Annotated in this window: 19 protein-coding genes and 1 pseudogene; 16 read left to right on the forward strand and 4 right to left on the reverse strand. The window is 56.8% G+C overall.

Translation table 11 applies throughout. The features are described from left to right. Positions 1–881 precede the first annotated feature (881 nt). Both JZX87_RS29930 and JZX87_RS29935 read right to left on the reverse strand, forming a co-directional pair. The gene (locus tag JZX87_RS29930; RefSeq protein WP_206829488.1) at positions 882–2753 is read right to left on the reverse strand and encodes an ABC transporter ATP-binding protein/permease; all 1872 of its coding nucleotides are present in this window, start codon (positions 2751–2753) and stop codon (positions 882–884) included. Positions 2754–2883: 130 nt separating this feature from the next. Then, positions 2884–3774, reverse strand: a complete 891-nt coding sequence (locus JZX87_RS29935; protein ID WP_206829489.1) for a YrzE family protein — start codon at positions 3772–3774, stop codon at positions 2884–2886. A 196-nt stretch (positions 3775–3970) separates the two neighbouring features. On the opposite strand from JZX87_RS29935, the gene JZX87_RS29940 reads away from it, so the two are divergent. The 4 genes from JZX87_RS29940 to JZX87_RS29955 all read left to right on the forward strand — a co-directional run bounded on the left by JZX87_RS29940 (position 3971) and on the right by JZX87_RS29955 (position 6602). Further along, positions 3971–5464 (forward strand): PAS domain S-box protein, encoded by a 1494-nt coding sequence (locus JZX87_RS29940; RefSeq protein ID WP_206829506.1) that lies wholly within the window; start codon positions 3971–3973, stop codon positions 5462–5464. Between the two features lie 110 nt (positions 5465–5574). Beyond that, a complete protein-coding gene (locus JZX87_RS29945) occupies positions 5575–5754 on the forward strand; it encodes a CsbD family protein (protein WP_206829490.1) in 180 nt (59 codons plus the stop codon). A gap of 21 nt (positions 5755–5775) precedes the next feature. Then, complete coding sequence (locus JZX87_RS29950; protein WP_206829491.1) at positions 5776–6063, forward strand: BON domain-containing protein; 288 nt, start codon at positions 5776–5778, stop codon at positions 6061–6063. A gap of 29 nt (positions 6064–6092) precedes the next feature. Then, positions 6093–6602: a DUF992 domain-containing protein gene (locus JZX87_RS29955; protein WP_206829492.1), complete on the forward strand. Its 510-nt coding sequence runs from the start codon at positions 6093–6095 to the stop codon at positions 6600–6602. 391 nt (positions 6603–6993) lie between these two features. On the opposite strand, the gene JZX87_RS29960 is transcribed toward JZX87_RS29955, so the two are convergent. Together JZX87_RS29960 and JZX87_RS29965 are read right to left on the reverse strand one after the other, a co-directional pair. Further along, positions 6994–10443: a chemotaxis protein CheB gene (locus JZX87_RS29960; RefSeq protein ID WP_206829493.1), complete on the reverse strand. Its 3450-nt coding sequence runs from the start codon at positions 10441–10443 to the stop codon at positions 6994–6996. Positions 10444–10527: 84 nt separating this feature from the next. Then, complete coding sequence (locus JZX87_RS29965; RefSeq protein ID WP_206829494.1) at positions 10528–10839, reverse strand: ArsR/SmtB family transcription factor; 312 nt, start codon at positions 10837–10839, stop codon at positions 10528–10530. Positions 10840–10977: 138 nt separating this feature from the next. Here JZX87_RS29965 and JZX87_RS29970 point away from each other — a divergent pair, with 138 nt between their 5' ends. The 12 genes and pseudogenes from JZX87_RS29970 to JZX87_RS30025 all read left to right on the forward strand — a co-directional run. After that, positions 10978–11586 carry a hypothetical protein gene (locus JZX87_RS29970; RefSeq protein ID WP_206829495.1) on the forward strand — a complete coding sequence of 203 codons (609 nt, stop codon included), beginning with the start codon at positions 10978–10980 and terminating at the stop codon, positions 11584–11586. Between the two features lie 283 nt (positions 11587–11869). Next, positions 11870–12109, forward strand: coding sequence for a hypothetical protein (locus tag JZX87_RS29975; RefSeq protein WP_206829496.1), 240 nt, complete (start codon positions 11870–11872; stop codon positions 12107–12109). 414 nt (positions 12110–12523) lie between these two features. Continuing rightward, on the forward strand, positions 12524–13045 hold the full coding sequence (locus JZX87_RS29980) for a DUF309 domain-containing protein (RefSeq protein WP_206829497.1): 522 nt from the start codon (positions 12524–12526) through the stop codon (positions 13043–13045). Between the two features lie 663 nt (positions 13046–13708). Beyond that, on the forward strand, positions 13709–14503 hold the full coding sequence (locus JZX87_RS29985; RefSeq protein ID WP_206829498.1) for an SDR family NAD(P)-dependent oxidoreductase: 795 nt from the start codon (positions 13709–13711) through the stop codon (positions 14501–14503). 38 nt (positions 14504–14541) lie between these two features. After that, positions 14542–15306, forward strand: a complete 765-nt coding sequence (locus tag JZX87_RS29990; protein WP_206829499.1) for an SDR family oxidoreductase — start codon at positions 14542–14544, stop codon at positions 15304–15306. A gap of 164 nt (positions 15307–15470) precedes the next feature. After that, on the forward strand, positions 15471–16061 hold the full coding sequence (locus tag JZX87_RS29995; protein WP_206829500.1) for a TetR/AcrR family transcriptional regulator: 591 nt from the start codon (positions 15471–15473) through the stop codon (positions 16059–16061). 67 nt (positions 16062–16128) lie between these two features. After that, positions 16129–16755, forward strand: a complete 627-nt coding sequence (locus tag JZX87_RS30000; protein WP_206829501.1) for a hypothetical protein — start codon at positions 16129–16131, stop codon at positions 16753–16755. A gap of 109 nt (positions 16756–16864) precedes the next feature. Beyond that, positions 16865–17719, forward strand: coding sequence for a cytochrome b/b6 domain-containing protein (locus JZX87_RS30005; RefSeq protein ID WP_206829502.1), 855 nt, complete (start codon positions 16865–16867; stop codon positions 17717–17719). Further along, complete coding sequence (locus JZX87_RS30010; RefSeq protein ID WP_206829503.1) at positions 17716–18492, forward strand: molybdopterin-binding protein; 777 nt, start codon at positions 17716–17718, stop codon at positions 18490–18492. Before JZX87_RS30005 ends, JZX87_RS30010 begins: the two co-directional genes overlap by 4 nt. A 31-nt stretch (positions 18493–18523) precedes the next feature. Next, a complete protein-coding gene (locus JZX87_RS30015; RefSeq protein WP_286195194.1) occupies positions 18524–18832 on the forward strand; it encodes a hypothetical protein in 309 nt (102 codons plus the stop codon). 51 nt (positions 18833–18883) lie between these two features. Further along, positions 18884–19468 (forward strand): DUF308 domain-containing protein, encoded by a 585-nt coding sequence (locus JZX87_RS30020; protein ID WP_206829504.1) that lies wholly within the window; start codon positions 18884–18886, stop codon positions 19466–19468. A gap of 126 nt (positions 19469–19594) precedes the next feature. Next, positions 19595–19774 (forward strand): annotated as a pseudogene (locus JZX87_RS30025) (IS6 family transposase); the annotation flags it as partial.

Raw genomic sequence — 19774 nt, forward strand, 5'->3', positions numbered from 1 at the left:
TGCAAACATCACTTTGGCACATCGCGATGCCGTCGGGAGGGGGCATCCACTCCATCAGTTCTGCGTGGAAACCAACATCCACGGCTTTCTGAGCTTTTTCCAGATATGGCGCGAAGACGCGTTTCTCCTGCGCGTTCATGGGTTCGGCGGCTTCGGCTTCCGGACCCATTTTGCTTGTGTGGAACCAATCAATACAGCCGCCGTTCTTTGGCTATCGATCTGTTTTGTCCCCTCCAGATCGTCTATCCTCACCCCCGCTGCGCCCTTCTTCCCCGATACCGCAGCGGGGTTCTCTTTTTCCCGCCCCGGAACTCCGAGAACTGGCTCTTGTTAGTTCCATGCCTGTCCCTTTCCCTTGGGCAGGTCGTAACGGTGTCCCTGCCGTGACCCCTCTTACGATAGTGGCAGGGACATTAGACCCTTTGGGAACAAAGCTGAGCCGCGATCGGTTTCCCTAACGAAGGAGACCTCATGCCATATCTTGCGAGCCGACAATCACCCGAACCCGAACAGCCGCCAACGCCCGTGACAAGCTACCGAAGGCTAATTTTGGCAGTCATGTCAGTTGCGTTCGCGATTGGTGTGATGAGCGTCTGCGTCCTGTCCGTCACAGCAGCGTGACCTACTCGACCAGCAGGAACCTCAGGACAGGTTCGTCCTCTACGACAAGAATGGCCTCGGCTTTTGGCATAGCGGTCACGCTCATCGGTTACTTTGTACGGTATCGTACGCTCGAAACTTTCTGCGATGATATCGGTTCCCGTCGTAGTTTACCAAATTGGCGATAAAGATGTTTGATCGAGGAAGACGAGGCTTCGGCCGTCCATCCGGAAACATCTCCCAGGGCCGGGCCAATTAAGTAACGCCGCAGACTCGGAGTACTATCGTTTACGGCCTTGGCGTGCCAACAGGTTCGATAGAACATGGCGCTTGCGAGCGAATGGGGCCAGATCAACATCGCTGACGAGCCTTGCCTCGCCTTCGCATTTTTCCAGCGTTATTTTGCGCCTGTGAAAAGCCTCAAGTTCAACCCGGTGGGCCACGCTGAGTATGGTTGCGTCCGGAAGTTCGTCGATCATCATCTGCATGATATTGTCCTGGGTTTTGTCATCCAGAGCGGACGTAGCTTCATCGAGGACGATGATATCGGGGCTGTTCAGGAGAAGACGAGCAAATGCAAGCCTCTGCTTCTCTCCACCTGAAAGTGTGTGATCCCAGGGGGCCTCGTCCTCGATCTTTTCACCAAGGTGGCCAAGTCCGACCTTATCCAAAGCTGAATGGATTTCATCCGCAGTCCAGCTGTCTGCAGACTTAGGATAGGCCACGGCGCGACGTAAGGTTCCGGACGGGATGTAGGGCTTTTGCGGCAGCATGAACAATTCCATATCAGGGCGGAAGTCGACGCTGCCGTCCCCCCAGGGCCATAGGCCGGCGATTGCGCGAACAAGTGTACTTTTGCCCGAACCGGATTCCCCCGCGACCAGAACCCGTTCGCCAGGTTCTATCTGGACCTCGGTCTCCTTGACGACAGCTGTGCCGTCTCCGAGCGAAACGGACACCTCATTGAGGCTAAGCATCGTTTCACCTTGCGTTTCGCCGCGTTTGATCCTGCCCACGGTCTCGCTCTGTTCAGCCTGCTCCAAGCCGTCGAGGGACACCATCAAAGATGCGACGCGTCGCGCGCAGGCGTTCCAGTCGGCGAGACGCGGATAATTGTCGACCAACCATCCGAAAGCACCCTGAACGATCGTAAATGCTGATGCCGCCTGCATGACCTGACCAAGCGACATGCCTCCATCGAGAAATTTTGGCGCGCACAGAAGAACGGGCACGACCGGGGCAATGAGCATCGAACTGTGGGAGACGAGTGTCGTGCGCATATATTGACGCGCAAGCTGCCGCCACTGCTCGCGCACATTTGCAAAGGTCCTGTCCAGATCATTGCGTTCCTCCTCCTCTCCACCGAGAAGGGCAATGCTCTCGCCATTTTCACGAACACGCGTGAGCGTATATCGGAATTCTGCTTCGACCTGGTTTTTCTGCTCCGATACTTTGACAAAATTTCGCCCGATAAGGGCAATCGAGGTGGACGTGATGATCGCGTACACGACCGCGGCGACGACCAGGAAGCCGGGAATGGTCACGTAAGAGCCAAACATGGGGAGCGTCAGGGCGCCGCCGATAGACCACAAGACGACGATGAAGGTCGAAGCAGACACGAATGCGGAGATGACACCCGCTGTGAAATCGACGGGGGATTCGGTTGCGATCCGCATATCTTCCGAGATCCGGGCTTCCGGGTTCTGATGGTCGCCGCCAATGAGGTTGAGCTGGTAATAGCGGCCGTTGGTGAGCCACCGGGCAATAAGTGATTTCGTCAGCCATGAACGCCAACGTCGCTGCATCAGCATTCGCACGTAAACTTGGCTGGTAACGAGCCACACACTTCCCAACACGAGTGGTGGGAAGAGAGCGGCGAGCGAGTAGACTTGCTGTGCGTTCCGTTCCTCGATCGCATCGAAAAGGCCACGGTTCCATACGTTGATGCCGTACTGGAACGTGACGTTAATGCCAATCAGAGCAAGCAGCGCGATCGAACAAAACCACGCCAGCTTGTCGCCATCGCGACCCCAGTGCCCTCGGGCACTGGTCCAAAACCGCTTCAACAAATAGGCGCGTTTTGCTTGTTCAGCTTGCTCGGGCGTCAAGGCACCGGCCACTTCGGCTTCATTGGGCAACACGATTTCGGCCATGGATACTCCGGCGGCAAGCATTTCGCAGTAGGGGGAGAAGGGGGCGTTTCAGCAGCGGTACCACTGAGAGGATGGTCGTAGGGATTGCTAGAGCGAGCGATCCCCGAGGCCGACTCAAGATTACAGCAACTTAATCGTCCTCATGACGTCGGTGGCTCACTGTACCGGCAGCACCACCAAGCCATGCTGCTATGGCGCCGACGACCAATGCGAGAGTCGCTGTGATTGCACCGACCGAAAGTGCCTTAGCGGCAGTCTGGGCCGCTTCGGTCGCCTGGCGCTTTGCCTCCGCAGCAGACTGCTTGTATTGCTCCTCATACTGGGCGACCTGCTGACGGGCCTGGTCGACTGAGATATTTTGTGCACGCGCCAACGCATCCGCTGCGCGGTTTCGCGCTTCATCAGCCTTTGCCTGATCACCTGTCAGAGCGGCGCGGACTGCGGCGATAGCCGTGTCGCGCAGGGCCGCCGGGTCATTGCCGCCGCTTGCCTGACGAATGTTCTGCTCGATCGTTCCTAAAGGATCGGTCGCGGTGGACAGGGAAGGGGCAGCGGTCGTGGCAGCCGTTGCGACAGTCGAGCCTGCGCCGGAGAGGATCCCGCCGATACCGGAGAATGCACCGCCAACGAGTGCGCCTACAGATGTCGTGAGTAGATAGACAATGAGCAGAGTCGTCACCGCCCACGTCGTCAGGCCGTGCAGAGCGCCTGTCGATCGAGTGGCTTTACCCGAGAGACGACTTGCAACAAAGCCGCCGATGAATGCAGCGATAACGCCGCTTGCGATGAACCAGCCAGCTGTGCTGAGTGAGAACGCGGTCGCGGTTGGATTGTCTCCGGTCGCTGGATCGATCACCGTAGCACCTATACCGGCGCCAAGGAGGTTCAGGAGAAATTGGACGACAAGCGCGAGCACCACTCCGGCAAAAATAGCGCCCCAAGAAACTTTGTGTAGCTCTGCATCAATCAGGGCACGTCTGTCGTAAGCCACGCCAAGCGTGGAGAGATGCGGTTCTGTCATCGTTTTCCTCCAAGGCCGCTGGATCGCGGTGGCCAGAAACGGTAAGTAGATCGTTTGGTTCCACAGGGTTAAAACGTGATCATTTGTAGTATTTTTGTCATCATCTTTTGCCACTTACAAATCGAAGGGCACTCTTGTTTTCGTCGGGACCAACCTAGGTAACAACGCAGGATCTTCCCTCATTCTTGGAGCACCTGTGTCAGCGAATCCTCCCCAACTTGATGCTACCCGTAACGTGCTTAGGGAACTCGTATCCAGTCTAACCGATGGCATCATTGTTATCGAAGCAGACGGCACGATCAGTTGGGCAAATACGTCCGCGCTCTCGATGCACCGTATCCAGGCCATCGAAGAGCTTGGCGGCTCGGTCGCCAAATACAGACGACGGTTCAGCCTGCGCTACAGAAACAATCATTTGCTTGATCAGGGCCAGTATCCACTGGAGCGTCTTGCGGCGGGTGAAAGTTTCGACAGCGTGACGGTAGAAGTCTCGCCAACGAACGATTCCGATTCAAAATGGGTACACGCTGCATGCGGCTTGGTCATCGGCGGCGCAGACGGTCAGCCTGCGCTGCTGGCCCTGATCCTGCGAGATGAAACACCGTTGTTCGAGGCAGAGGAACGGTTCGAGCGATCCTTCAACGCCAATCCCGCACCTGGGCTAATCTGTCGCCTCGATGATCACTGCTTCATCCGCGTCAATCAGGGTTTCATCGAGATGACCGGCTACACGAAGGAAGATGTCATTGGAAAGACGGTCGAAGCCTTAGGACTATTCTCTGACTGCGAGACAGGCGAAGAGGCGCTCAGCAAACTGGGGGAGGGGCGTGTGATCCGTCACAGGGAGGCACTCGTTCCTTTGCCAGGTGGTGGAGACCGGATGGTTATGGTGGCGGGAGAGCCAATTGCTGTCGAGGAAGAGCCGTGCATGTTATTTACCTTCGCCGATCTCGACGCACGCCGGCGGGCTCAGAACGCTCTGCGCCAAAGCGAAGAGAGGTTCTCTAAATCATTCCGGCTGTCGCCGTCCGCCTCGGCTATCACGAGGCTTGAGGATTTTGCCTTTATCGAAGCCAATGCGGCCTTTCTGCACTTGATAGGTTTAAGCGAGACCGAGTTGCTCGGTAAGGCGCCGAGCGACGTTCATCTCTTTGCCGATGTGGTCGAGCGACGGGCGCTGGAGCGTTTGCTGCGAGACAATGAGCCGGTCCAGAACGTCGAGGCTCGAATTTCGATCAAGGGTGATGGGTTCGCAGACTGTCTCGTATCAGCCGAGAGGGTCGAGATGAACGACCAGCAGACCGTGATCTGGTCTTTCCAGGATGTTACGGAACGCAAGCGCACGGAGGATGAACTCGTTGAAGCAATCGGCGCGGTGATGGCTGACACGTCCTGGTTTGGCAGATCGATTGTCGAGCGCCTTGCCGCAATCCGACAAAAGTCGAAAGGAAAGGTGTCGGACACGAGGCTCTTGGATCTGACAGAACGGGAGCGACAGATCCTCGCATTGATATGCGAAGGGATGAGCGACACGGAGGTGGCCGGCCGGGTGAACCTGTCCAAAAATACCATCCGAAACCATGTCTCCTCGCTCTATGCCAAAATCGGCGTTAATCGAAGAACTGCAGCGGTCGCTTGGGCAAGAGACCGAGGCTTTTCGGGAAATTCCGGCTACCCGACATCAAAATAGGTCAAGTCGTACCAGCTTAACTAGTACTTTTCTCTCTGCGAGCTTGCCCTCAACTGACCTACCTTCCTGACTGTCGCCGCGGCTAGCGCGGCTTGGAAGGAGAAAACACTATGGATAAAAACCGCATCGAAGGTTCGGCAAAGGAACTGAAGGGTCACCTCAAGGAAGCAGCCGGCAAGCTCACGGGCAATGCCTCGCTAGAGGCGGAAGGCAAGGCTGATAAGGCGGCCGGAAAAGTTCAGGCCGCCGCTGGCAAAGCCAAAGACATCGTAAAAGGCAAGCTTCGCTAACTTCGAGCGGAGGACATGCCGATGTTTATTTCCGCACCTGAGCAGAGAGCTACGATGCTTGTCGCTGATCAGTCGATGGTAGCCGCACTTAGGGCTATCCTGGCCTATCAACCTGGATTGAATATCGCTGACCTTGCCGTATCCCTAGAAAGCCACACGATCTCGATCAACGGCACAGTGCCGACAGAGCGGGATCGCCAGAAGCTGCTCGACGTCGTCCACGAATTCACCGCCATTCCGATCTCCTGCCTGGTGAGCGTCAAATCTGTCTCGCCCTGTTCAGAGTGCGCTGGCGGTCCCGTGAACTGAGAACCCCGGATCATTTGGAAGGAAAAGAAATGATCAAGATCATAACACTTGGGCTTATTGCCTCTCTCGCCTCGGTTGGTATCGCTTACGCGGCACCGCGGCATCATCCGGTGAAAAACCAGGTGGCAGAGCAACCGAAGGAGCGCCTGGGGACCCTGTCATGTGAGGTCGCTGGTGGCGTTGGCCTTCTCATAGGCTCGAACCGAGCTGTCACCTGTACCTTCAAGCAGAGAACGGGAAAATCAGAACGGTATACGGGCACGATCGGAAAGCTCGGTCTGGATGTTGGTGTCACAGGCAAGCGCTACATGAGTTGGATCGTTGTCAATACGGCGCCGACCCGAGTGGGCGAGGGTGTGTTGGCTGGAACCTATGTCGGTGCGTCCGCCAGCGCTTCTGTTGGGTTGGGTTTCGGCGCCAACGCTCTGGTTGGCGGTAACGCCAAGAATTTCGCCTTGCAGCCGTTGAGTGGAGAGGCAGGCACAGGTCTCAATATCGCGGCTGGCGTTTCACGCCTCAAATTGCAGCGAGCAGGATAAGGCCAAGTGCCCTGAAGCTGGTTAGCATCAGGCGCCAGATCAAATGGTGGTCGGCTTATGAGCCGACCACCGGCTCCCCCCTTCGAGAAAGAGGTTCGCTATGACTTCGAGTGGAGCTCTCGAAAGATTGCTCGAGCTGATAAAGCGCATCCGCGGTGCTCGTAGCGAACCGCCGGCGGACTTTTCCGTAAGGCGGGAGAGAGTTCACGACACACTTCTAAGGTTGAGAAGTGCGTATAAGTTGAAGTCTGCCGAAGATGACGCCAGTGACTGATAAATGCAACGTCCGCGGGTCGCCAGGCTAACCGCATCAAGAGTCCGTAGCAGGCCGGCGCTGTGTTGTGATCGTCACGCAGGAAGGGAACCGTCCACGCTCGATCACCCGCGAAAACTATCCCTCTTGCGCCAGTGTATTCAGCCGCTCGAAGAACAGACGACCAAAATCGTCAAGGCTATTGCTGTCCTGGAGGGTCGTATCCGCAAGTTTTTGGACCTCAGAAATAAGATTTCCGCTGCGCACTTGGAGCTCGGCCACCAGATTTTTCTGCTGCGTTTGAAGAATTTTTGTGTCTTCGATATCTGTTGAAGTACCGAGCCATTCCAATATTTCACCGCGGTCATCGCGGACGGGTGTGGCCCGCGTGTGGAACCACCGGTAGGTGTCTGTTCGAGCTTCCCGAATACGATACTCAATCTCGAATCCACCCATCTGCATCGCGTCCGCCCAAGCGTTATGCGCCGCGTCACGATCGTCAGGGTGAACGGCATCCAGCCAGCCCATCCCGAAGCTTTCAGCTTCATTTTGTCCCGTGTAGTTCATCCACTGCGGACCTGACCACGAAACATGCCCGCTCTGTGTGGCCCTCCATACGATTTGCGGTATGCCTTCAAGGAAGGCGCGTTGACGTGATTGCGCAGCTGCAAGTGCCTCTTCGGCGCCCTTCACCGCTGTAATATCTTGAGCAATGCCGCCTATGTGCACAATTTTACCGTTTACATCCTTGATGGGAAAATCGGTGTTGCGTATCGAGCGGATTGTGCCATCTTTCGGTCGCTCTACACGATAGTCGAAGGTCACACGTTCTCCATCTGCAACTCGCTTCAGGTTTTCTGCAGCGGCTTGACGATCGTCTTCCACGATTAGTTCGAGCCAGCCAAGCACGTTGTCACGGCGTAGCGCAGCTTCGCGATCAAGTCCGAAAATCTCTTCGAACGCCGGCGTAAGGTACGACCATTGAAAGGTCTCGGCGTCTCGGATCCAAAGTATGTCCTGCGACGCCTCACCAAACTGTCGGAAGCGATCCTCACTCTGCCGCAAGGCTGCTTCCGCGTGGGCCCGGTCTGATACATCAACGAACGTGACAACGGTACCATCAATCCGATCTTCCACGGTCCTATACGGCCTAAGTCGCATCGTAAATTGCTTGCCACGGCGACTGGTAACTTCGCGTTCAATTGGCACTAAGTCTTTCAAGACCCTGCGCGCGTCGACGTCGATATCGTCGTAGTCGAGGTGGTGCGTGAAATCCGTGATAGCCCGACCAATGTCGTGTCGGGTAATATTGAAGAGCTCCGCCACCGGAGATGTAAACATCTTAATCCGGAGTTCCGGGTCAAGAAAGAGGGTGCCGATCTCAGTCGCGGATGAAAGGTTCTGAAGGTCGCTATGCGCAGCCGAAATGCTATCGAGCTTGTTTTTTAACTCTGCATTTACGGTATGCAGTTCCTCGTTGATGGACTGTAGTTCCTCCTTCGAAGTCTCGAGCTCCTCTGCCGTGGACCGATATTCCTCGTTCATCGATTGAAGCTCTTCGTTGGCCGCGCGCAGTTCCTGGACGAGAGCCTCGTGCCCATTTCGGCTCATGATCAGAGCTTCCTGCGACGCTTTCAGCTCCGCGTAGAGACGACGAACTTCATCAGGCCGTCCATCAGATTGATCAGGCTCGTCGCTTTCGGTCACAGCGCCGCCATCCAAGAAGAACACCAGTGCTTGTCGGGCCCTACCATCTTTCCCCGCGAGTGGGGTCACTTGTAAAGCAACGCGCCTTTTCCCATGATCAAAGCCGACAACCATTGGAAACGTCATCGATGGCTCTCCCGTTTGGAGGGCCTGGGTGAGTGCGATGCCAAGGTCCAGGCGCAACTCCGGTCTAACAACTACCGTCAGCGAGCGAGAGACCGGTCCCGCGGAATGGAGAAGGAAGCGGCCGGCCGTTGGCGAGAGGTGCAGGATATTTTCGCTATCATCGACGAGTGCGCTTGCCGGCGCGTGCTGTTCCAGTGATGCGAGATGAAGGGCTGCAGGCATTGCTCCCCGGTCGCTGACGAGCGCAATGGGTCGAGTGAAATCTGCCAGTTGGTCCGATGCAGCAAACTGTGGGAGGATCGGGAGCAATTGGGGCCCATTTGCACGGGCGCAATATATCCGCGCCTGGCGGTCGATGGGCGCGAATAGATCAGCTGCTGCATCGACTGTTTCCGCCGAGCCTAAAAACAAGTATCGCCCGGTTCGTAGGCTATAGCTGAATAGCGAGCAGATTTGGGATTGCAGGCCGCGTTCAAGATAGATCAGCAAATTGCGGCATGTGATCAAATCGAGCCGCATGAACGGCGGCTCTTTGAGGATGCTGTGCTTTGCGAAAAGGACCGTTTCACGAAGCTCTTTCCGAACACGAAAGTGGGTCCCCTCATCAACGAAAAACTTTGCAAGCCTCTCCTGTGACACATCGGCTTCGATCGCCCTCGGGTACCGCCCTTCTCGGGCCACGCCCAAAGCGGCATCGTCCAGGTCGGTGGCAAAGATCTGCAGAGGTATATTCAGGTTTTGCCTTGCCATTTCCTCATGAATTAGGATCGCGACGCTGTAGGCTTCCTCGCCCGTTGCACAACCGACGACCCATACGCGTAAGCTCTCGTCATTGGCTGCATCGTGCCCACTTACCAGGGGCGTTATCACTTGCCGCGCCAAGGCTGCAAAAGCGTGCTCATCTCTAAAAAACATCGTGACCGATATCAGCAGGTCCGAGAACAGGCTTTTCGACTCATCAGGGGTAGCAATGAGGTAGTCGGCATACTCCGCAAGCGTCTTGCTTCGGCTCACCTGCATCCGGCGGATGACGCGCCGCATCACCGTAGCGCGCTTGTAAGCGGAGAAATCATGGCCTACCCGAGTGCGCAACAATGCGATAATCCGCCGGAGGTCGCCGGCTGATCCCTTCGCATCAAGTGACCGAACAGCTTCTTTGCTGCCTGCTACCTCGGTGAGATGCTCTACTAGACGTGCGAGTGGTGCCACGAAATCGGCTGCCCCGGTCGCAATGGCACTCTGCGGCATTGATGGAAAACCCGCCTCGGCCGGATCCTGCACCAGGATAACGCCGCCAGCTTCTTTGACGGCCGTGACGCCGAGTGAGCCGTCTGAGCCGGCGCCCGTCAGTACAATCGCGACGCCGTCGCTGCGCGCAACAGCCACTGATCGAAAAAACATATCGATCGGCGCCCGTTTGCCTCTGGGCTCGGTAAATGGTCGGGCAGCAATGCTGTCCCCGTCGATTACGAGCTCGCGGTCTGGCGGTATGACGTAGACGCAATTCGCCATCAAAGTTGGCGTGTCATCGATCTGGTAAACCGGCATGCGGGTACAGACCGATAGAATCTCCCGCAGCGAACTTGGCTCGTCGGGTGACAGATGGAGAATGACGACGTAGGCCAGGCCGAGGTCGTGCGGGATCAGTCTGAACATTGCCTGGAGGGCCGCAACACCTCCGGCGGATGCGCCGATGGCACATACTGGTACGAAGTTGTCTCTGGTGTCCGAACTGGTCTCTATGGGGTCCGTCATATCGCCTCTGCCATTGTTGACCGCTGCACCGCGCAACGATGGCGAGCAAGCCCATTGGCAGTATAAGCTGGGGCGTGATTGAAGCTAGGCGACCGTCTTGCTATTCACGGGATTATTGCTGATGTCTTTCAGTGTTTCCATCACTTTCAAAACGTCTTGCGAGGAGCAGGAGTAATAAACATTTTGTGCGTCTCTGCGCACGTTTACCACCCTGGCGTTCCTGAATTTTGCCAGATGCTGTGACAACGCAGACTGGCTGATCCCCACGGCATCTGCTAATTCTAAAACACTCCACTCGGTTTTGGTTATGAAGTCGAGCACTTTGAGGCGGCTAGGATTCGCAAGAAGCGCAAGCAGCGCCGCGGCCTGGACGGCATCAAACTTGAGCTCTGACATTTAGCGGGTCCCCGACGATCTGGTGTGAGAATATGCTGATTATTACGGTTGATAAATAGCGATGTTCAATACCCATTGGTTGTATTATGTTTATGCTATATTAGCGAAACCTACAATGGGGCGAGGAGATGATAATCGATGGAGCAGATGGAGCGAACAAAGGTCCTCACGTCGGAAATCGCTGGCCTATTATCTGATGTGAGAGAGACTATAAGTCTAAGTCGAAAGCTCCTGCAGGATGCTCCGCGGGATTTACCTGCTAAAGACCCCGTTAAGCTCGTGATTCCGGAGATCGGTTTTTTTACCTGGTTCGTTGCGGGCAACCTGTTTCATGGGGATAGCTTGTTTGCGGCACTACACGGGACGACGGTGGAGGACTTGGCGGCAGGGGTGGCAGTCGAGGATCTGATTTGCGGTATGGGAGAGCACGATCAGCCGCGGGTCGCCGAAGGCTTCTATCAAGCCATCAAAACGGGAGAGCGATGCTGTCTCGAGTACATGACATACCCAGACGGGATCCCACGAAATGTGATACTTACCGGATGCTGTTTGAGAAACGATCAGGGTTTGGCGTCGTTTTTTTGCGGCATAGTCGTCGAAAAAAAAGCCGCGATTGTTTTTGGTAGTTCGGAGCCGTTTCAGGCTTTTTGCGACGCAGCCCTATCTTTAGCGCAGGAGAGGGGCAACCTGCTGGCAGCCCGCTACCTTAAATCCGCGCTCCATACGACAGCCCTTTCTTCGAATTAGATCCGGCTCATCGCAACCAAGCAGTCGCACTTGACATCGATCGGCGGAGTTGAGCGATGCACAGCGATTTGAGAAGGCCCCGGTCGCAACCGGGGCCTTCCTGTTCGAGAGGAAGCGGCTAAAGCCGAGGGTACTCCCTTCACGCCAAGATATTACGGATCTCTAATATGCGTCAACCTTCTCGGGAGGTTTATCACGCGCGGTTATTATTTGTGCGCCATGAGATCTACGGACTAAGTTGCCGGCATTCAGCAAAGCCCTATGTGTATGTGTGGAGGATACGATGGGCGAGCAGCAAACGAAACACTCTTTCCGGACCGCATTTGCGGCGGTGCAGGCCTGGTATCGGTTTTACCAAGAAAAACCAGAGCTCAATGCGTCATCAATCCTATGCAGGGCTGCCATCCAGCTCTACGGCGATGGGCATAGATCAATTGAAGACATCGCGACCATCCTGGTAGGGACATATGTCGGTATGGTTGCCACGCGCGTAAACTCCGTCACTTCTTCGTCTATTCACTGACGCGGATGGTTGACGTTGCTCAGAAACAAAGCCAAAAATTTAGAATTGGCGGACCGAACCATGGCCACCTGGAGTCCACGGGCCCCGGATAACAACAAGCGGCACCGCGTTGTGCCATCTGGTGACGGGTTCCAATCGTCCCGCGCGTTGCCTTAAGTGCCCGTCTGCTGGCGTTTCCACCACTGCATTGCCTGCCAAGTAAGATCAGATTGGCGTCGAAGCCGATGATCGAACCGTTTCAGCCAATATGGAACGATTTCAGTCGCTTAAACCGCACGAATATGAGGGGTCGGCGGTTCGTATCTGTTCAAGGCGGCTCATGCCTTTGCTCTCAGGCCAGGTTACGCGGGGGCGGTTGTCCATCCAGCAAGCTAAGAGCATGCTGTCTCAAGGTTTTGCAAAGGACTTAGGGCTATGGGACGTCTTCGGTTACTTCCAAATAGATCATTCCCCCGCTACGCCTACTTGCCCGGTGAGGGTCCACATCCAGTCCGTGATCCTGGAGGACACAGCTACGGTGTCCCGCCGGTTTTAGTTCGTGCGTCTCTCGATTCTGAGGAATTCGCCTGGGGCCAGGACCTCTTCAATCATGGGTACTATTGGGAAGCTCACGAGGCGTGGGAGGGACTTTGGCAGGCTGCAGAGAGAGGAAGCCAGTTGCGGGCCTTCCTGAAGGGATTAATCTTGCTATCCGCAGCCGGGATAAAGATCCGGGAGGGCAAACGGACGCCAGCGATGCGTCATGCTGGACGCGCCAGCGCGCTGTTGCGAAACCTCACCCCGGCGCCGCATGGCCATTTCTCGAGCGCCATAGGCATATCGCCTCGGCAACTTGCTGATCTCGCCGAAGCGACAGCTGAGGCTATGCCGGCATCGCGGACGACGACCAAGGCACAGCCTGAACCAGTCTTCGACTTCGTCCTGGGAAATACGTAGAAATTTGCCGATGAGTCATCGAGTTCTCGGCGCTCAATGGCAGGCACGTTATCGCTCGATCGTGGTGACATGCTTCATGTTGAGTCGGATAGGATGGCCACAATGACCTTGGCGGCGGCATCGTCACCCGCAATCGGCAAGGCACACTTGGCTCTGATTGGAAGTCCACCAGGACCGAGAAGGTCTTTCTCCAGAATGGCGTTGACGCCTTGATGATCGTCGCCCCTTGGAAATGGCTTGCGATCATTTGCGACATTGTCGTCTGGCGTCGGTCGAGCGCATTGATAGTGCCATCCCGATCCGGGTAGTAGTTGTTCGTATCGATGACGATCTTGCCATGAAGGAACTGCTGTGCAAGCTGCGAACGCAGCCGCGAACGGCACTGTGAGAACCACCACATCGCTGGACGAGGGCACGTCGGTTACAACAGCGGCCTGACAACCAATTTCGGCTGCTGCCTCGTCCAGGGCCTCTGGGCCGCGGCACGCCGAGTGCGAGAAACTGGAAGCCCGGCGTCAGCACCATGGAAACGTGAGGCATTCAACCCTCCAAGTTTTATGTCTGAAAAACGTAGTTTATATGTCATTTCGGACAAATGTCAGTTGCTCCATAACGTCCTTGTCGAAAGCGATGGCGCTTTCTCCACAAACAAGGAACAGACCCATGACCACCAGGGGAACTGCACTCATCACCGGCGCCTCCACCGGCATCGGCGCGATCTATGCTGACCGTCTTGCCGCGCGCGGCTACGACCTGATCCTCGTTGCCCGCAACAGGGACAAGCTTCAGACGCTTGCCTCGGCGATCTCGGACAAGACGAACCGTGCGGTCGGAGTGCTTGCAGCCGATCTGGCCGACGCGGCCGATCTTGCCCGCGTCGAGAATGTGCTGCGCTCTGATGCCAGCATCACGGCGCTGGTCAACAATGCTGGTATCGGCACCCACACGACGCTGATGGAAAGTGATGTCGACCGCATGGAAGCTATGGTGCGCCTCAACGTGACCGCCTTGATGCGCTTGACCTATGCGGCAGTGCCCGGTTTCGTAGCGCGCGGCGGCGGCACGGTGATCAATATCGCCTCGATTGTTGCGGTCGCGCCCGAATTGCTCAACGGCGTCTATGGAGGGACAAAGGCTTTCGTTCAGGCGTTTACCACTTCTCTCAACCACGAACTTGCGGACCGCGGCATCCGCGCCCAGGCCGTGCTGCCCGGCGCGACACGGACCGATTTCTGGGCTCTCGGTGGCCTGCCGGTCGAGCATCTTCCCACCGAAATCGTTATGCAGGCCGAAGACATGGTCGATGCAGCGCTTACAGGGCTCGATCAGGGCGAGACCGACACCATCCCCGCGCTCCAGGATATCGAGCTATGGTCCGCCTATGAGGCGGCACGTCTCGCCCTCGGCCCGCAGCTTTCCGCCACCCGGCCGGCTCCACGCTTCACCACAGCAGCCTGAACACGTTCGAACCCTCTCCAGAATGAGAGACTGATCCCATGAAACTGACTGGCAACACCATCTTCATCACCGGCGGCACGAGCGGTATCGGGCGGGGCCTTGCGGAAGCTCTCCATCGCCTCGGCAACAAGGTGATCGTCTCCGGGCGGCGCACCCCGTTGCTCGACGAAGTGACCTCAGCCAACCCCGGCATGGCGGCGATCACGCTCGATGTGTCGAGCCTCGACAGCATCCAGTCCGCCGCGCGGCAACTGATCGAAAACCATCCCGATCTCAACGTGGTGTTCAACAATGCCGGCTTCATGCCCTTTGACGATGTCTCCGGACCGGTTGACGACGCCGTCATGCAGGACCTGATCGCCACCAACCTGCTTGGACCCATCCGTGTGACCTCTGCCCTGATCGAACATCTGAAGACGAAACCCGACGCAACTGTGTTGTACACCACCAGCGTGCTTGCCTTCGTTCCGATCGCCGGTAACGCGATCTATTCGGCGACCAAGGCGGCGCTTCATTCCTTTGCTCTGTCGCAGCGCTTTCAACTGCGCGACACCACAGTGCGCGTGCAGGAAATCGCCCCGCCATGGGTGGACACCGATCTGATCTATAAAAGCGGTGACCCGCGCGCCATGCCGTTGCCCGATTTTGTCGAGCAGACGCTGGTTGCACTCGCCACAGACACCCCCGAAGTGATCGTCGATGCCATCAGGCCCTTGCGTGACAATCCGGGCGCGAAGGAACATGGCTTTTTCGAAGCCTTCAATCGCAGCATCGTCGATAACCCGCTTCCAGTGAGTCCTTGAGGCAAAGGCCGACGTCGCGCGATCCGAACGGCATCGGTCAAAATCTGTCGGCCGAGCATGACTTCACGCAGAATGCCACCGCCTCGTGACCGTCTCCACGGACGGCTGACGCAAACCCAAAATTTGTTGTTGACGATCTGCCTACTAGAAGGTAGACAGGCTACATGAGCAATCTTTCGACCACCTCCGACGACATTCTGGCGTCCACCCGAAACCTTCTGATAAGCGGCGGCTACAATGGCTTCAGCTACGCTGATATCTCGGAGATTGTTGGTATCCGCAAGGCAAGCATTCATCATCATTTTCCTAGCAAGGTCGATCTGGTGCGTGAGCTGGTCAAGCGTTATCGAGAGGATGGCCACGCAAGCGTGGCAGTCCTTGAGCAGAAGGTTCCGAATGCTCTGGACATCCTCAAGGCTTATGCAAACCACTGGGCTGCATGCATTGAGGATGCCAGCAGACCCTACTGTGTCTGTGCTATGCTTGCCAGTGAGCTGCCTTCCCTCCCCACGGAAGTCGCAACGGAGGTGACGAACTTTTTTCGCTTCATCTCCTCGTGGCTGGCTTCGGTCATGGAACGCGGTTCCAAGCAGGGCGAACTGAGTCTTACCAGTGCGCCGCATGTTGAAGCCGAAACATTTCTGGCAACCGTATACGGGGCAATGCTTTCGGCGAGAGCCAATGGGAAGCCGGAAGTGTTCTCAATGATACTCGAACCTGCCCTCAATCGTCTCACGCCGACAGTCTCTCACTAATCCTGCGTGGCAAGGCTACTCGGGTCATACGCGTCCATCGAAACTACCAACTAGTAGGAAGATAAAAATGAGAAATGCTTTCCCGGCCTTGGCTCTCGGGCTGACCAGCATCCTTTCTATAACTGTCCTTTCGGCGCCCGCATCTGCCGAGGATAAGAAAGCCGCGCCGATCCATGTCCGCGGCAGCATCGTCGACTACCAGGCGTCAACGCTCAAAGTGAAGACCCGCGAAGGTGAGACCGTCGACGTCGCCCTTGCCGACGACTGGAAAGTCGCCAGCGTTGCCAACGCAAAGGTCACCGACATCAAGCCGGGCGATTTTGTGGGTATCGCATCATTGCCAAAGGCCGACGGCGGCGATGGTGCGCTTGAGGTCCTCATTTTCCCGCCGGCAATGAAAGGCACGGGCGAGGGGAGCTACGGTTGGGATCTGAAGCCCGACAGCAGCATGACCAATGCGACGGTCGCGGATGCCGTTAAAGGCGTCGATGGCCGGACTGTCACCGTGACCTATCATGGCAAGGAAAAGAAGATCGCCATTCCGGATGGGACACCGGTCGTGACCATTGCTGCGGCCACCAAGGATGATCTCGTACCGGGTGCCGTTGTCTTCGTCACTGCCGAAAAGGCTGCAACCGGCCCCATCGCCCATCAGGTCGTCGTCGGCAAGAATGGCGTGATTCCCCCCATGTGAAGACCACGCCGTCACTGGCCGGAGCAGCCGCCTTACTGCTTCGGCCAGCTACTACAGATCGGCGCTGCTTGGAATGCAGCCGTTAAATGCACAGTTGAAAGACGCTGAGATGAGCGCAGACGCTTCCAATGACAATGTTCAATATCCTCGGACGATCGTTATCCGCCGCCACTCCGTCGTGACCCGGCTCACGCACTGGCTGAACATGCTCTGCCTTACCTTCCTTCTTCTGAGCGGGCTGCAGATCTTCAACGCCCACCCCGAACTATACTGGGGACATTATGGCGCCGACGGTGATCCTGCCGTCTTGACGATTGGCGCCGATGACGAAGGCGACCAACCGCGCGGTTTTGTTCGCATTGCAGGCCTGAAACTACCCACCACAGGCGTCCTCGGTGTGTCGAATGTTGAAGGCGAACAAGTCTCACGCGCTTTTCCCTCTTGGGCAACCATCCCTTCATTCCAGGATCTTGCGGCCGGACGTCGCTGGCATTTCTTCTTCGCCTGGCTGTTTGTGATCAACGGCGTTGTCTATCTCGGCTTCAGCGTGCTGAGCGGACATTTCAGGCGAGACCTGGCACCAAAGGTGCACGAACTATCGCCTCGCCATCTCGGCCGCGAGGTCCTCGACCACGCTCGTCTCCGCTTCCCCGAAGGGGAGAAGGCAAGGCATTACAATGCACTTCAAAAGCTCACCTATCTGGCGGTCATTGTCGTTCTCCTGCCTATGATGGTCTTGACGGGCCTGACCATGTCACCGGGCGTCGATGCCGCTCTGCCGTCCCTTGTCGATATTTTCGGCGGACGCCAGTCCGCGCGCACGATCCATTTCATCACAGCGTCGGCGCTTGTCATCTTCGTCATCGTGCACGTGGCAATGGTGGTCCTGTCCGGGACCTGGAACAACATCCGCTCGATGATCACCGGACGCTATGCGATCCAGGAGAAAGGCCCGCAATCATGAGCAAGCTTTTCACCCGACGCCGCCTTCTCATCGGCGGCACGCTTGGAGCCAGCGCCCTTACCCTTTCGGGCTGCGACCTGTTGGACCAGAACGCAGACGTTGCCAATGTCCTTCGCTCAGCCGAGCAACTGACCATGAAAGCGCAGAGACTGCTTCAGGGAAGCGATGCACTGGCGCGCGAGTTTGACGAAAAGGACATTTCTCCGTCCTTCCGCGTCAACGGAACGAGCGCCCCGGACAGCGATGAATATGCGGAATTGCTGGAAGGGAAGTTTGCGAATTGGCGATTGAAGATCGACGGTCTTGTCGATCGGCCGCAGGCATTTTCGCTCGCCGATCTGAAGACACTTCCCTCCCGCACCCAGATCACACGCCACGACTGCGTCGAGGGCTGGAGCGCCATCGGCAAATGGACAGGTGTGCCGCTTGCCAGCCTGCTCCGTTTAGCCGGGCTCAAGCCAACGGCGCGGTATGTCGTGCTTCATTGTGCCGATGAACTTGAAAAGACGCTGGATGGAAGCGGCCGATACTACGAGAGCATCGATCTCATCGACGCGGTTCATCCGCAAACCATCCTCGCCTACGAGATGAATGGCCAAGACCTCAGCGTCGGCCACGGTGCCCCCTTGCGCCTGAGGGTCGAGCGGCAGCTGGGCTACAAACAGGCCAAGTACATCATGCGCATAGAACTGGTCGACAGCTTCGCCGGCTTGTGGGGCGGGAACGGCGGTTATTGGGAAGACCGCGGCTACGAATGGTACGCCGGGATCTAGGGCCCTGAGAAAAGCAGCAGGAGGACAGTTCATGAGCAGACGCAAGGTTCAGGAAGTCATGCCGATTTCTGCGACAGCTTCGTCTCGCCAGGTCGACATCGGCCAAACCAATTCGATCCTCTCCGATCCCGACGGTCGATGGGTCGCAAAGCGGCAGGAGGCGATCAGCGAGGCATTCGAGAAACGCATGCGCTTGGAGAGCGACCAGCGTGACAGGGCAAAGGTTCCCTCTCACGACAGCTCACAGAACGCCGTAAAACTCTCCGGTGAAAGCGATCGTATCGGCCGAAATGATTGGGACGAGAACACCCCATTTGGCAAGCATGTTGGCTTCGTCTGACAAGGCTCGCGCGGACCTCCCATATACCAATTCAGAAAGTGGAAGAAAACAATGTCGACAACTCAGACCTTCCGCGCCACACGCGACAACGACCAGTGGCTCAAGCAGTATTATTTCGTCAGAGCGGCCTTCTCAGTGATGTGGGTTGCGGCTGCGCTCACTGTCGGGCGGCAGTCGTTTGCAGTGGCCGCCGCGTTGCTGATCATCTATCCGGCGTGGGATGCCGCGGCCAACGTCGTTGACGCGGCCAGGAGTGGTGGATTTGCCGCCAACCGGAGCCAAGCGATCAACGTCGCAGCGAGCTCGGTTATGACGATAGCCGTGATCCTGGCGTTGACAATGAACATGAACTGGGTTCTCGGCGCTTTCGGTCTATGGGCGATTTTTTCAGGACTGTTGCAGCTTGGAACTGCCGTGCGGCGTTGGAGAACGAGTGGAGGTCAGTGGGCGATGATTTTGAGCGGTGGCCAATCCTCTGTGGCCGGTGCACTCTTCATCTTTCAAGCGCAAATGCCGAATGAGCCTTCTATTCCCACGGTCGCAGGCTACGCTGGCGTGGGTGCATTCTATTTTCTGGTCTCGGCAATATGGCTGACGATCGCCCTGTCGCGTCGCAGTATGCATCCCATCTCATAAGCGCTACCTCGCGCCAATGAAACCGCTTGGAAGATATTCAAATGATGACAGATGATGCGGCAGGGCAACTTGCTTGGTGTTGTCACATAAACCTGCTGTCAGTGAGTGGGGCGTAGAGATGGTGGGATGAAGAATTCAGCCATCAGCTACAAGCGCCACCGTTTCCCGCAGCAGAACATCGCCCATGCAGTCTGGTTGTACTTTCGGTTCCCGCTGAGCCTGCGCCTGATCGAGGAATTGCTGCTGGAGCGCGGCGTCGTCGTTTCGTATGAAACGATCCGCCGATGGGGGCGGAAATTCGGACCG

This window comes from Agrobacterium sp. Ap1 (genome assembly GCF_017313375.1).
Taxonomy (GTDB): Bacteria; Pseudomonadota; Alphaproteobacteria; order Rhizobiales; family Rhizobiaceae; genus Neorhizobium; species Neorhizobium cellulosilyticum.

Excerpts from the sequence above, each read along its gene's own strand:
- JZX87_RS29930 (WP_206829488.1), bottom strand. The coding sequence starts at position 2,753 with ATGGCCGAAATCGTGTTGCCCAATGAAGCCGAAGTGGCCGGTGCCTTG.
- JZX87_RS29935 (WP_206829489.1), bottom strand. The coding sequence starts at position 3,774 with ATGACAGAACCGCATCTCTCCACGCTTGGCGTGGCTTACGACAGACGT.
- JZX87_RS29945 (WP_206829490.1), top strand. The coding sequence starts at position 5,575 with ATGGATAAAAACCGCATCGAAGGTTCGGCAAAGGAACTGAAGGGTCAC.
- JZX87_RS29950 (WP_206829491.1), top strand. The coding sequence starts at position 5,776 with ATGTTTATTTCCGCACCTGAGCAGAGAGCTACGATGCTTGTCGCTGAT.
- JZX87_RS29955 (WP_206829492.1), top strand. The coding sequence starts at position 6,093 with ATGATCAAGATCATAACACTTGGGCTTATTGCCTCTCTCGCCTCGGTT.
- JZX87_RS29960 (WP_206829493.1), bottom strand. The coding sequence starts at position 10,443 with ATGACGGACCCCATAGAGACCAGTTCGGACACCAGAGACAACTTCGTA.
- JZX87_RS29965 (WP_206829494.1), bottom strand. The coding sequence starts at position 10,839 with ATGTCAGAGCTCAAGTTTGATGCCGTCCAGGCCGCGGCGCTGCTTGCG.
- JZX87_RS29970 (WP_206829495.1), top strand. The coding sequence starts at position 10,978 with ATGGAGCAGATGGAGCGAACAAAGGTCCTCACGTCGGAAATCGCTGGC.
- JZX87_RS29975 (WP_206829496.1), top strand. The coding sequence starts at position 11,870 with ATGGGCGAGCAGCAAACGAAACACTCTTTCCGGACCGCATTTGCGGCG.
- JZX87_RS29980 (WP_206829497.1), top strand. The coding sequence starts at position 12,524 with ATGGGACGTCTTCGGTTACTTCCAAATAGATCATTCCCCCGCTACGCC.
- JZX87_RS29985 (WP_206829498.1), top strand. The coding sequence starts at position 13,709 with ATGACCACCAGGGGAACTGCACTCATCACCGGCGCCTCCACCGGCATC.
- JZX87_RS29990 (WP_206829499.1), top strand. The coding sequence starts at position 14,542 with ATGAAACTGACTGGCAACACCATCTTCATCACCGGCGGCACGAGCGGT.
- JZX87_RS29995 (WP_206829500.1), top strand. The coding sequence starts at position 15,471 with ATGAGCAATCTTTCGACCACCTCCGACGACATTCTGGCGTCCACCCGA.
- JZX87_RS30000 (WP_206829501.1), top strand. The coding sequence starts at position 16,129 with ATGAGAAATGCTTTCCCGGCCTTGGCTCTCGGGCTGACCAGCATCCTT.
- JZX87_RS30005 (WP_206829502.1), top strand. The coding sequence starts at position 16,865 with ATGAGCGCAGACGCTTCCAATGACAATGTTCAATATCCTCGGACGATC.
- JZX87_RS30010 (WP_206829503.1), top strand. The coding sequence starts at position 17,716 with ATGAGCAAGCTTTTCACCCGACGCCGCCTTCTCATCGGCGGCACGCTT.
- JZX87_RS30015 (WP_286195194.1), top strand. The coding sequence starts at position 18,524 with ATGAGCAGACGCAAGGTTCAGGAAGTCATGCCGATTTCTGCGACAGCT.
- JZX87_RS30020 (WP_206829504.1), top strand. The coding sequence starts at position 18,884 with ATGTCGACAACTCAGACCTTCCGCGCCACACGCGACAACGACCAGTGG.